Origin of the sequence: Candidatus Ornithobacterium hominis, assembly GCF_951229915.1 — a bacterium.
Taxonomy (GTDB): domain Bacteria; phylum Bacteroidota; class Bacteroidia; order Flavobacteriales; family Weeksellaceae; genus Ornithobacterium; species Ornithobacterium hominis.
This window is the reverse complement of the sequence record NZ_OX579588.1, coordinates 515,106-527,367: the sequence shown is the minus strand read 5'-3', so window position 1 is coordinate 527,367 and position 12,262 is coordinate 515,106. Positions and strand designations below refer to the sequence as shown.

The 12,262-nt window shown below is 34.9% G+C and carries 11 protein-coding genes; 7 read left to right on the top strand and 4 right to left on the bottom strand.

The window, feature by feature from the left end; all coding sequences use genetic code 11:
- Positions 1–200: 200 nt before the first annotated feature.
- Entirely contained in the window at positions 201–2,405 is a 2,205-nt protein-coding gene (locus QOX03_RS02400; RefSeq protein ID WP_283671356.1) for a TonB-dependent receptor, read from the top strand.
- A 48-nt stretch (positions 2,406–2,453) separates the two neighbouring features.
- Here QOX03_RS02400 and QOX03_RS02395 read toward each other — a convergent pair whose 3' ends face one another.
- Both QOX03_RS02395 and QOX03_RS02390 read right to left on the bottom strand, forming a co-directional pair.
- A complete protein-coding gene (locus tag QOX03_RS02395; RefSeq protein ID WP_283671355.1) occupies positions 2,454–2,984 on the bottom strand; it encodes an RNA methyltransferase in 531 nt (176 codons plus the stop codon).
- A gap of 78 nt (positions 2,985–3,062) precedes the next feature.
- On the bottom strand, positions 3,063–3,479 hold the full coding sequence (locus tag QOX03_RS02390; protein ID WP_119059253.1) for a nucleoside-diphosphate kinase: 417 nt from the start codon (positions 3,477–3,479) through the stop codon (positions 3,063–3,065).
- 105 nt (positions 3,480–3,584) lie between these two features.
- On the opposite strand from QOX03_RS02390, the gene QOX03_RS02385 reads away from it, so the two are divergent.
- Positions 3,585–4,427, top strand: coding sequence for an EamA family transporter (locus QOX03_RS02385; RefSeq protein ID WP_283671354.1), 843 nt, complete (start codon positions 3,585–3,587; stop codon positions 4,425–4,427).
- 54 nt (positions 4,428–4,481) lie between these two features.
- Here the strand turns inward: QOX03_RS02385 and hflX are convergent, their stop codons facing one another.
- Both hflX and pckA read right to left on the bottom strand, forming a co-directional pair.
- Positions 4,482–5,693, bottom strand: a complete 1,212-nt coding sequence (hflX, locus tag QOX03_RS02380; protein WP_283671353.1) for a GTPase HflX — start codon at positions 5,691–5,693, stop codon at positions 4,482–4,484.
- A 598-nt stretch (positions 5,694–6,291) separates the two neighbouring features.
- Entirely contained in the window at positions 6,292–7,902 is a 1,611-nt protein-coding gene (pckA, locus tag QOX03_RS02375) for a phosphoenolpyruvate carboxykinase (ATP) (protein ID WP_283671352.1), read from the bottom strand.
- Positions 7,903–8,119: 217 nt separating this feature from the next.
- Here pckA and QOX03_RS02370 point away from each other — a divergent pair, with 217 nt between their 5' ends.
- Genes QOX03_RS02370 through pyk form a run of 5 tightly spaced genes read left to right on the top strand, consistent with a single transcriptional unit; the run spans position 8,120 to position 12,246 of the window.
- Positions 8,120–8,356: an acyl carrier protein gene (locus tag QOX03_RS02370; RefSeq protein ID WP_283671351.1), complete on the top strand. Its 237-nt coding sequence runs from the start codon at positions 8,120–8,122 to the stop codon at positions 8,354–8,356.
- 22 nt (positions 8,357–8,378) lie between these two features.
- Positions 8,379–9,626 (top strand): beta-ketoacyl-ACP synthase II, encoded by a 1,248-nt coding sequence (gene fabF, locus QOX03_RS02365; protein WP_283671350.1) that lies wholly within the window; start codon positions 8,379–8,381, stop codon positions 9,624–9,626.
- Entirely contained in the window at positions 9,627–10,358 is a 732-nt protein-coding gene (rnc, locus tag QOX03_RS02360) for a ribonuclease III (RefSeq protein WP_283671349.1), read from the top strand.
- Positions 10,358–10,813 carry an IPExxxVDY family protein gene (locus QOX03_RS02355; RefSeq protein ID WP_283671348.1) on the top strand — a complete coding sequence of 152 codons (456 nt, stop codon included), beginning with the start codon at positions 10,358–10,360 and terminating at the stop codon, positions 10,811–10,813. The genes rnc and QOX03_RS02355 overlap by 1 nt, the downstream gene beginning before the upstream one ends.
- Positions 10,810–12,246 carry a pyruvate kinase gene (gene pyk, locus QOX03_RS02350; RefSeq protein WP_283671347.1) on the top strand — a complete coding sequence of 479 codons (1,437 nt, stop codon included), beginning with the start codon at positions 10,810–10,812 and terminating at the stop codon, positions 12,244–12,246. Before QOX03_RS02355 ends, pyk begins: the two co-directional genes overlap by 4 nt.
- The last annotated feature ends 16 nt before the right edge of the window (positions 12,247–12,262 follow it).

The window sequence follows — 12,262 nt, the reverse complement described above, 5'->3', positions numbered from 1 at the left end:
CTAAATTGATATTATAAAATTAAATAATCTTTTCAGATTCAAAAAATCATTATAAATTCGCAGAATTAATATAGAAAAGGGGTGCTTTTCGTAAACGAACGGCTGAGATTATACTCTTGGAACCTGAGCGGGTAATGCTGCTGAGGGATTTGGCTAGCGAATGATGCGTTGTACTCCTTTTTTGTATAAAATTATTTTTCATGTACAAAAAAGTTTTTTTATTAGGCACTCTAGGTGCTATTATTTCGGCAAATGCCCAAGAAAATAAAGTGGCAAACGATTCTATTAACCAAGAAATTATTCAGTTAGATGAAATTTCTGTTTCGCCAACACGGGCTACAGACAAAACGCCTATGACGTTTTCTAGTGTAAGCAAAGAAACATTGGCAAAGCAAAATTTAGGGCAAGATATTCCTATTTTGTTGAATCTGTTGCCCTCTGTGGTTACCACAAGTGATGCGGGAAATGGTGTTGGGTACACTGGAATCCGCGTGAGGGGAACAGATGCTACTCGTGTGAATGTTACTATCAACGGGATTCCCTATAATGATTCTGAATCGCAAGGAACTTTTTGGGTAAATATGCCAGATTTTGTTTCTTCGGTAGAAAACATTCAGTTGCAACGTGGTGTGGGAACTTCTACGAATGGTGCGGGAGCTTTTGGGGCAAGTTTGAATTTATTGACCAATAATATTTCGCCAAACCCTAGCGGAGAGCTTTCAGCTTCTTACGGAAGCTTCAATACACAGAAATATACAGCAAAATTTTCTACAGGGGTGATGAAAAATAATTTCTCATTCTCAGGGAGATTTTCTAAAATTAATTCAGATGGTTATATAGATAGAGCTTCATCTGATTTGCATTCGTATTTCTTACAAGGAGCTTATGCCAACAAAGGAACTTTAATCAAGGCTTTAACTTTTGGTGGAAAAGAAAAAACCTATCAATCTTGGGATGGAGTCCAAAAAGAGATAATGGGAAATAAAGTTTTGTTTGACCAAATGGAACAATACGGGAGAACGTATAACCCTGGTGGCTTGATGTATAAAGATTCCAATGGCGTTCAGCATTTCTATGATAATCATACCGATAATTACAAACAAGATCACTACCAATTACACTGGAATCAGCAGTGGGATAGGAAATGGAATACGAATTTAGCCTTCCATTACACCAAAGGTTTTGGATATTATGAAAGCTATAGAAGAGGTAAAAAATTAAAAGATTATAGCTTGGAAGCATTGGAAATCAATGGGCAAAAAGCCTCTAAATCTGATTTGATTGATAGAAAAAATTTAGACAATGATTTCTATGGAGCTACTTTCGCTTTGAATTACAAAAATAATGGATTAGATCTCACTTTTGGCAGTGCAGGAAACTACTACAAAGGTTGGCATTTTGGCGAAATTCTTTGGGTAAAAGAGGCGGTAAAACAAAGTTACGAACAAGAATTTTATAGAGATTTATCAGAGAAATATGATTTCAATAATTTCTTGAAAGCAAATTACCAAATCGGTGATGTGATTCTATATGCCGACCTGCAATATAGAAACATCTCTTACAAAGCCAATGGCGAAGAAACAGGAAAGGTGAACGATAAATTTAATTTCTTCAATCCCAAAGGTGGAATTACTTATTTAGCTAATGCAAATCATCAATTTTATGCCTCTTACGCCAGAGCACAAAGAGAGCCCAACCGAAAAGATTATGAAAACGGAAATCCAAAACCAGAAAAGTTAAATGATTTTGAGGCTGGTTGGCGTTTCAAACAAAATAATGTTGCCGTAAACGTGAACGGATACTATATGCTTTACCAAGACCAATTAGTTTTAACAGGGGAAATTGATAATGTAGGAGGCGCTGTTCGCAAAAACAGCGGAAACAGCTATAGACTTGGTTTAGAGCTAGATGCCGCAGTTCAATTCAATCAATTCAGCATCAGACCAGCCGTTACAATTAGCCAAAACAAAAATATCGATTTTGTAGAAAATCAACTAGGCAAATTGGTGAAATTAGGCAAAACAGATATTTCTTATTCACCGAATTTGATTATCGGAAATACTTTAACATATTCTCCAATAGAGAATTTAGAATTTGCCCTGCAAAGTAAGTACGTAGGCAAACAATTCATGAGCAATACTGAAGCAAAAAACTCTCAGCTAGATGCATACTTCACCAATGATATACGTATGAATTACGAATTAAAATTGAATGATTTTGCAAAATCTATTCGATTTAACTTACTGATAAACAACGTGTTTGACTTAAAATACATCTCTAACGGATACTACTACAATTATGTAGATGATTGGTCTACCCAAGGGCAAAAACAATTGGTAGAAGGTGTAGGCTACTACCCACAAGCGGGAATCAATGTTTTGGGTGGAATTTCATTATTATTTTAAATTTTTCTAAACTTAAAAAAACCACTTCATTTTTTTTGAAGTGGTTTTTTATTTTTTTAAAGCCTTAAAAAATTTCCACAAAACAATTCCTGCACAAACGCTAACGTTTAGCGAATGTTTCGTCCCCGCTTGCGGGATTTCCAAGCACGCATCACAACGTTCTATCGCTTCGTCAGCGACTCCATTGACTTCATTTCCAAAAATTAAAGCATATTTCTCACCCTTATCGATAGGGAAATCATCCAGCCGTGCACTCTCATCAGTTTGTTCTATCCCAATGATTTTGTAATTTTCCTGTTGCAATTTTTGTATCGCTTCCACTACAGTAGGCACGTATTCCCACTCCACACTTTCGGTAGCTCCTATTGCCGTTTTCCTAATTTCTTTGTGCGGCGGCGTAGCTGTAATACCACAAAGCACAATTTTTTCTATCAAAAAAGCATCACTCGTTCGAAAAACCGAGCCCACATTATGCATACTTCGGATGTCATCTAAAATTACCACAATCGGTAACTTTTCTTTGCTTCGGTAAGTTTTTAAATCCAGCCGATTTAATTCTTCTAAACTTAGCTTCTTCATTCATTACTATTTTAAAAGAAAAACCACAATTTCTATCAAAAAATTTATAGCAATTGTGATTATTCCTTAAAAAAAATCTTAAAATACTTCTCTTCCCGAAAAATGAAATTGACTTTCTATCTTAGCATTTTCATTGCTATCTGACCCGTGAATCGCATTTCGTTCCAATTGCTCAGCATATTTCTGACGAATGGTTCCCTGCTCTGCCTCTGCAGGATTGGTTGCACCAATCAATTTTCTAAAATCTTCTACTGCATTTTCTTTTTCTAAAACGGCTGCAACAATCGGCCCAGAAGTCATAAACTCTACCAAATCAGAGAAAAAAGGTTTATCCTGATGAATTTCATAAAATTTCTGAGCATCTGCAACACTAAGTTGTGTCATCTTCATTGCCTTTATTTTGAAACCTGCATTTGTAATTTCATTTAAAATGGAACCGATGTAGCCGTTTTCTACCGCATCGGGCTTTATCATCGTAAGTGTAATATTTGACATTTTATACTTGTTTTCAACAAATTTAAGATTTCAAAAATGAAAACTCAATTTTTTCATAAGATTTTTTAAGGCTTAAATTTTTTATCTTTGTTTAAATTTTAGCGTATGGGATTTCTTTTAGCAAGTATTGTAGCAAGTGTTTTGGTTTCGATTTTATTAAAATTAGCCCGAAAAAAACATGTTAACATAGCCCAAGCCGTTGCCATCAACTACCCTATTGCCACCATTTGCAGTTTACTTTTTTTAAAGCCTGACTTTTCTGATTTCAAGTTTCAGTCTGGTGGCATTTACTTTATTTTGTTAGGTGTACTATTGCCCATTGTTTTCGTTATCATGGGAAAAGCCATTCAGCAGCAAGGCATCATCAAAGCTGATGCGGCTCAACGAATTTCATTAGTCATTGGCTTAATTTTTTCTTTCTTTATTTGGAAAGAAGATTTAGCTTCACAGAAGATTTTAGGCGTTTTCCTAGCTTTTTCAGCACTCATTTTTCTACTGCTGAAATCAGGAAAACAGCAATCTAAAAAGAACTCTTGGTGGCTACTTCTACTCGTTTGGCTCGGCTACGGGAGCACAGACGTTTTGTTCAAACTCATTTCTCAAACCACCAACAATGATTTTGCTATCACCTTGACCTTCGGGTTCATCTTAGCAGGAATACTGATTTTCAGCTACTTATGCTTAAATAAAGTAAACTTTAAAAGGTCGAGTATTATTGCTGGTTTTATTTTAGGTTTACTCAATTTTGCTAACATTTTTTCTTACATCAAGGCACATCAAGTGTTGCATGAAAATCCGAGTTTGGTTTTCACAGGCATGAACATTGGTGTAATTGCACTAGCGACGCTCTTGGGGCTGTTTATTTTTAAAGAAAAAATATCTCACTGGAATTATTTAGGCATTGGCTTAGCTATTTTGGCCATTATTGTTTTATTTCTTCCTCTTTAATTTTTTTTAAGGCTTTAAAAATTTTTCAAATATAAAACTAGGTTTTCTAGATACTTACTCTTCCACATCATCATAATAGTCAAACAGGAAATTATTGTACGGGAATCTTGTGACATGAATTTCCTTCACTTTCTCATACAATAACTTTCTTAATTCGTTTAGATTTATTTCTTTTCTTGCTGAAATAAAAATGCTTGGGTCTTCTGATTTGGCTACCCACATTTTTTGTAAATCGCTTAGTGAATAATTTTCAAATGTTTTTTCAGATAAATCATCTTCTGCTTTTTCTATATATTGAAAATCATCTATTTTATTGAAGATCAATACTGTTGGCTTATCCAAACTATCAATATCACTCAGCGTTTGGTTCACAGAATTGATATGATCTTCAAAACTCGGGTGAGAAATATCTACAACATGCAAAATCAAATCTGCTTCTCTCACCTCATCTAGCGTTGATTTGAATGATTCTACCAACTGTGTAGGCAATTTCCTGATGAACCCAACCGTATCTGTGAGCAAAAACGGAAGATTACCTATCACTACTTTTCTCACCGTAGTATCCAGCGTTGCAAATAGTTTATCTTCTGCAAAAACATCAGATTTAGACAAGACATTCATCAGCGTAGATTTACCGACATTGGTGTAACCAACCAAGGCTACACGGACCAACTGCCCACGATTTTTGCGTTGCGTGGCCATTTGTTTATCAATTTTTTCTAATTTCTTTTTCAGCAAAGCAATTCTATCTCGCACAATACGTCTATCGGTTTCTATTTCTGTCTCACCAGGACCACGCATCCCGATCCCACCTCGCTGCCGCTCCAAGTGTGTCCACATTCTCGTTAAACGAGGTAGAATATACTCATACTGAGCTAATTCCACTTGCGTTCTAGCATAGGAAGTTTCGGCACGTTGGGCAAAAATATCTAAGATAAGATTTGTTCTATCTACAATTTTTTTATCCATGAATTTCTCAATATTTTTGAGCTGAGAAGGTGTTAATTCATCATCAAAAATAATGGTATCTACATGGTTTTTCAATACAAATTCTTTGATTTCAGCTAATTTCCCGCTTCCTACAAAATATTTTGAGTCAGGTTTATCTGTTTTTTGCATGAATCTTTCTAAAGTTTCTGCTCCTGCTGTATAGGCAAGAAACTCCAATTCATCCATATATTCTTTTGTTTTTTCTTCTGATTGTTCTTGCGTAATTAATCCTACTAGAACAACTTTTTCATATTGTGCTTCTTTTTTTTCTAACATATAATTTCTTTTTAACAAAAATTGTGCAGTTTATATTGCTTTCATTAAAAATCTAGCAAAAAATAAATAATATGAAGCATGAAATTTATTATATTTCTAGATGATTAAATCTTAATTTAAGATATTCATTATTATTATTATGGATTTAAGAAAATATGATTTTTTTTAATGAAAATATTTGATTATTCAATATTTATGTATAGATTAGCAATTGGAAAGCCTGTCAATCTAGTACATCCTGCAATATGACATGTGCTGCAACAGGGGCTGCTTGCCCAGCAGCAATCGCGATAGCTTGTATTATAACAACCCCTTAAAAAAAAATTATGAGAAATTATAAAATACCATCTGTGATGTGGGTGCTTTTGGGCCCCTCTCGAAACAAACTTTAAATAAATACTATAAAATCATGAATGAAAATTGCATTTCTAAGGAAGATTTTGAAAAAGAAAAACAAGAATTGCAAAATAGAATTTTAAAAATGTATGGCATAGGCGAAGATGTGGATACCAGTGATTAATATTTTTTACGTTTAATTATAAAAAAATCAGCTAAAATATATTTCAGCTGATTTTTTCATTTAAATTTCAATGCAAATTTAGATTTGTGGTCCAGCTGCTACTAAGCTTTTCCCCTCCTCGTTGTCTGTATACTTCTCAAAATTATTGATGAATTTCTGAGCTAAGTCTTTCGCTTTTTCTTCCCATTCAGATACATTTGCATAAGTATCCCTTGGGTCTAGAATATTCGAATTCACATTTGGTAATTCCGTTGGAATTTCTAAATCAAAAATTGGAATGACTTTAGTTTCAGCTTTTTCGATGGAACCATCTAAAATTGCATCGATGATGGCTCTTGTTTCCTTCAAGCTGATTCTTTTTCCTGTTCCGTTCCATCCTGTGTTCACTAAGTAAGCAATGGCTCCGTTAGCCTCCATTTTCTTCACTAATTCTTGTGCATATTTGGTTGGGTGTAAAGACAAAAAGGCTTCTCCAAAACAAGCTGAGAAGGTTGGCACCGGCTGCGTAACTCCTCTCTCTGTACCTGCCAACTTAGCAGTAAATCCTGACAAGAAATGGTATTTGGTTTGTTCTGGCGTTAATTTAGAAACCGGAGGCATTACCCCAAAGGCATCAGCCGTCAAGAAAATTACTTTTTTAGCTGGCCCTGCTTTAGAAACTGGCTCTACAATGTTATCGATGTGATAGATAGGGTAAGAAACACGCGTGTTTTGTGTATGGACAGTGTCTGTGAAGTCTACTTCTCCGCTATCTTTTACCACTACATTTTCTAGTAATGCATCTTTTTTTATAGCACCATAAATATCTGGCTCATCTTCTTTACTTAGATTGATGGTTTTTGCATAGCAACCACCCTCGAAGTTAAACACTCCATTATCATCCCATCCGTGCTCGTCATCACCAATTAATTTTCTTTTGGGGTCAGTAGATAAAGTTGTTTTACCTGTGCCAGATAATCCAAAGAAAATGGCGGTATCTCCAGCTTCTCCTACGTTTGCAGAGCAGTGCATTGATGCTTTTCCACTCAATGGCAAATAGTAGTTCATCATCGCAAACATCCCTTTTTTCATCTCTCCACCGTACCAAGTACCACCAATTAATTGCATTTTTTCGGTCAGGTTAAACACTGTAAAAACGGGGGAATTCATCCCGAATTCTTCGTATTTATCATTACTAATTTTAGATGCATTAATTACAACGAAATCAGGCTCACCAAAATTTGCTAATTCCTCCTCAGTTGGGCGGATGAACATATTTTTCACAAAATGTGCTTGCCAAGCCACTTCTGTAATGATTCTAACTTTTAATCTAGAGTCTTCATTCGCGCCACAGAAAGCATCGATAACATATAATTTTTTATTGGAAAGCTCTTGTGTGCTGATTTCCTTTAAATGATTCCAAGCTGCTTGAGACAAAGGTTTGTTGTCATTTTTAGCTTTTTCGCTAGTCCACCAAATGGTGTCTTTTGTCACCTCATCTTCTACTATATATTTATCTTTGGGTGAACGCCCTGTAAACTCACCAGTTAAAACATTTAAGGCACCAAGATTGGTTTTTTGAGCCCTTTCAAAGCCTTCAAGCGAATCTTTAGTTTCTTCTTGGTACAATGCTTCATAACTAGGATTATGCACAATTTCTTGAATGTTTTTAATCCCGTAGTTTTCTAATGCTTTTTTTAATTTTTCCATAACTTTTAAAAATTATGATGTAAATATACGTATAATTAATTTGCAAATTCGCTGAATTTCAACTAATAAAAATCATATATTTTCATTTTTTCACGTCAAAAAAACTAAAATCAATCAATTCTAAAAAAATAAAAAATTGAATTATATATTTTTGCGGTGTTATTCATAAAGTTTTTTATTTTTGCGGTGTTAACTTAAAAACTTAAAACAAATTATTATGTCAGACATTGCATCAAGAGTAAAAGCTATTATCGTGGATAAGCTAGGCGTAGAAGAAAGTGAGGTAACTCCAGAAGCTAGTTTTACCAACGATTTAGGAGCTGATTCATTAGATACTGTTGAGCTTATCATGGAATTTGAAAAGGAATTTGACATTCAAATCCCAGACGATCAAGCAGAGAAAATATCTACAGTAGGTCAAGCTGTTCAGTACATTGAAGAAGTAAACAAATAATTAATCTCCCAATATTAATTATATGAAACTAAAAAGAGTAGTTGTAACAGGTTTAGGTGCTTTAACCCCCATTGGGAATACTTACCCCGAATATTGGGAAAATCTGCTCAAAGGAAAGAGTGGTGCTGCTCCAATTACTCTTTTTGATGCTTCTAAGTTTAAGACCCAATTTGCTTGCGAAGTAAAAGGTTTTGACCCGCTAGATCATTTCCCTAAAAAGGAAGTTCGAAAAATGGATCGTACTGGGCAGCTAGGTATTGTGGCAGCTAGAGAAGCGGTAGCAGATAGTAAAATACTTGACTTCGCTGATTTAGACCGTAAGAAAGTTGGTGTTATTTGGGGCTCTGGTATTGGTGGTTTGATTACCTTTGAAGAAGAGGTGACTCATTTTGCTAAAGGAAATGGTACCCCTCGATTCAACCCTTACTTTATTCCTAAAATGATAGCCGATATAACTCCCGGGCTCATCTCAATAGAATATAACTTTATGGGGCCTAACTACACAACTGTTTCCGCTTGTGCTAGTTCTTCTAATGCTTTGATTGACGCCTTTAATCTCATCCGATTGGGCAAGGCTAATATCATCGTAAGTGGAGGGTCAGAAGCTGCTATTTCTGCAGCAGGAATGGGAGGTTTTAATGCTTTACATGCTTTATCTACCCGAAACGAAGACCCCGCAACAGCCTCTAGACCTTTTGATATTGATAGAGATGGCTTTGTAATGGGGGAAGGTGCAGGTGCTCTCATTCTAGAAGAATATGAGCATGCTGTGAGCAGAGGTGCTAAAATTTATGCTGAAATGATAGGTAGTGGTCTTTCTGCTGATGCTCATCACATGACTGCTCCACATCCAGACGGACTCGGTGTATTGCAAGTTATAGAGAGTGCTCTAGATGATGCTCAATTAGATAGAAATAAAATTGACCACATCAATATGCATGCTACTTCTACTCCTTTAGGAGACATCGCAGAACCGTTGGCTGTTCAGAATTTTTTTGGTGAGCATGCTAAAAATATTCAGATTAATGCTACTAAATCAATGACGGGGCATCTATTGGGTGCAGCTGGTGCTATTGAAGCAATTGCGGTAGTTGGTGCTATTAAACATCAAATTGTTCCGCCTACCATTAATTTGAAAGAAAAAGACCCTAACGTAGCTGATTTAAATTACACTTTCAATCAACCTCAAGAAAAAGAAATCAATTATGCAATGAGCAATACGTTTGGTTTCGGAGGACACAATGCTTGTGTACTTTTTAAAAAGTTCTAAATGCTAAATTTCTGGAAATCCTTTTTTAGTTTAAAAAAAAATTCCAGCTTAAAACGATTACCTGAAGAGTATATTAAAATTTTAGGCTTTGCGCCCCATAATGAGGATTTTTTTTTAGAATCTTTGACGCCAAGGGCTTTAAAAAAATATAAACCTAACGGAGAAATCTTAAATTATGAAAGACTTGAATTTTTGGGCGATGCCATATTGGGAAGTATCGTAGCTGAATATCTCTATACTTCTGCTCCCAAAAATGATGAAGGGTATTTGACTAAAATGCGTTCTAAAATTGTAAGCCGAAAACATTTAAATGAGATTGGGGGAAGATTGAAGCTTTTAGACTTTATTCCTTATGAGCATAATATTCATCTTAGTCATAATATTTTGGGAGATTTATTTGAAGCTATGATTGGCGCTATCTATGTTGACCAAAATTATGAGGTTACCAAAAATTTTGTTCATCGAATTTTAATTGAGCCTTACATTAATCTCTATGAACTTGAGAAAAAAATTATAAGCTATAAAAGCTTGATGATTGAATGGTCTCAAAAAAAGAAGAAAAAACTTCTACTAAATACTCAAGAAGAAGAAAATGCTGAGAAAAAAGTTGTTTTTGTTTCTCAGCTGTGGATAGAAGATCGATTTGTAGCTAAAGGACGTGGCTATAGTAAGAAAAATGCTGAAGAAATTGCTGCGAAAAGAGCTTATTATAAATTTAATAATAAAATGTAGTGTCTATTTTATTGCTCGATGAAATTGAGGAGGATGAATTTCTCTACTACGGTATAAAGTTTAAAACTTATCCTGAATATAAATTGATCTATAAAATCAACCAAGCATTGAACTTTTCATTTTGTAGAGAAGAGGATTTAGATATTCGCTCTAATCAAGAAATCTTTTGCTACTCTGTCTATACCATGAATATTTCTTTTGAAGAAATGAAAATCTATTTAATCAAAAATAAATCTCATAATAAAAAAATTTATATAGAAAATAGCTTATTTAGTCACATAAATACCTCCAATTTTCTTTTTCAACGCTTTAAAAATTTCAATTATATACTAAAACTTGATATTAATCTTACGCAGCCTCATCAGATTCCATTATCTTTGCAGTCGGCTGGCTTGGCAATCACTGTACAAGAAATTGACCTGCTAGAAAATGAAAAAAAACGATTAGTTTTATGAAGAACACAAACATTGATAAAAAAACCAAAATTGTTGCGACTTTAGGCCCATCAACTTCGTCCAAAGAAATCATTAGACAAATGATGCTTAGTGGCGTTAATGTATTTAGAATCAATTTTTCCCATGCTGATTATCAAGATGTTGAGGATAGGATAAAGTTCATCCGTGAAATCAACGAAGAAGAAGATTTAGCGGTTGGAATTTTAGCGGATTTACAAGGTCCTAAATTACGCATAGGTAACGTGGCTGAAGGTTCTGAGCTGAAACCTGGTGATATTTTAAAGTTTACCAATGATAAAGTAGATGGCAATAAGGAAGTTGTCTATATGACTTATACGCAGTTTGCTCAAGATGTAGAAGTGGGTGAAAGAATTTTAATTGATGACGGAAAGTTAATTTTGGAAGTAACTGAAACTGACAAAGAAAAGAATGTAAAAGCAAAGGTAATACAAGGAGGTGCTTTGAAATCTAAGAAAGGGGTGAATTTACCTAATACAAAAATATCACTCCCTGCATTGACAGAAAAAGACATCGAAGATGCTAAATTTGCTATATCACAACAAGTTGATTGGATAGCACTTAGCTTCGTTCGCCATGCGCAAGATGTTGAACTTCTACAAGATTTAATTAGAAAAAATGCTGATCATAAAATTCCGATTATTTCTAAAATCGAAAAACCAGAAGCTCTTTTGAATATTGATGAAATTGTAGAAAAAAGTGATGGTCTAATGGTTGCTAGAGGAGATTTAGGCGTTGAAATCCCAATGGAGGAAGTGCCTTTGGCTCAGAAAATGTTGGTAGATAAAGCAAAATTAGCTAGAAAACCTATCATCATCGCAACACAAATGATGGAAAGTATGATCTATTCACTTACACCTACGCGTGCAGAAGTGAACGATGTTGCTAATTCAGTGATGGATGGAGCCGATGCTGTGATGCTCAGTGGCGAAACCTCTGTGGGGCGATACCCTATTGATGTCATCAAAACCATCTCGAATATTTTGATGACTGTCGAAAGTGATAAACACATTACCGTTCCTCCGCATCGCCCGACTGACACTGAAGATGAAAGGTTTATCACCAATGTAATTTGCCACAACGCGACGGAGATGTCTAGACATGTTAAGACTAAAGCCATTGTTACACTGACTTATTCTGGCTATACCGCTTTCCAAATTAGTAGCCACAGGCCAGAGTCTGGAATTTTTATATTCACCCCAAATAAGAGAATACTAGGAATGCTTAACTTGTTATGGGGCGTCCGTGCATTCTATTATGAAGGCGAGAAGAGTACAGATGAAACAGTGGTGGAAGTCAATAATTACTTGAAGGAAAAAGCTTATGTAAAAGAAGGTGATTTTATCATCAATCTAAATGCTATGCCAGTATTCAAGAAAGGAATTACCAATACTTTGCGTTTCACTACTATGTAATCTTTTAAAAATCAGA

Coding starts and splice junctions, on each gene's coding strand:
- pckA (WP_283671352.1), bottom strand. CDS start 7,902: ATGGAAAAATTAAAAAAAGCATTAGAAAACTACGGGATTAAAAACATT.
- pyk (WP_283671347.1), top strand. CDS start 10,810: ATGAAGAACACAAACATTGATAAAAAAACCAAAATTGTTGCGACTTTA.
- QOX03_RS02385 (WP_283671354.1), top strand. CDS start 3,585: ATGGGATTTCTTTTAGCAAGTATTGTAGCAAGTGTTTTGGTTTCGATT.
- QOX03_RS02370 (WP_283671351.1), top strand. CDS start 8,120: ATGTCAGACATTGCATCAAGAGTAAAAGCTATTATCGTGGATAAGCTA.
- fabF (WP_283671350.1), top strand. CDS start 8,379: ATGAAACTAAAAAGAGTAGTTGTAACAGGTTTAGGTGCTTTAACCCCC.
- hflX (WP_283671353.1), bottom strand. CDS start 5,693: ATGTTAGAAAAAAAAGAAGCACAATATGAAAAAGTTGTTCTAGTAGGA.
- rnc (WP_283671349.1), top strand. CDS start 9,627: ATGCTAAATTTCTGGAAATCCTTTTTTAGTTTAAAAAAAAATTCCAGC.
- QOX03_RS02395 (WP_283671355.1), bottom strand. CDS start 2,984: ATGAAGAAGCTAAGTTTAGAAGAATTAAATCGGCTGGATTTAAAAACT.
- QOX03_RS02390 (WP_119059253.1), bottom strand. CDS start 3,479: ATGTCAAATATTACACTTACGATGATAAAGCCCGATGCGGTAGAAAAC.
- QOX03_RS02400 (WP_283671356.1), top strand. CDS start 201: ATGTACAAAAAAGTTTTTTTATTAGGCACTCTAGGTGCTATTATTTCG.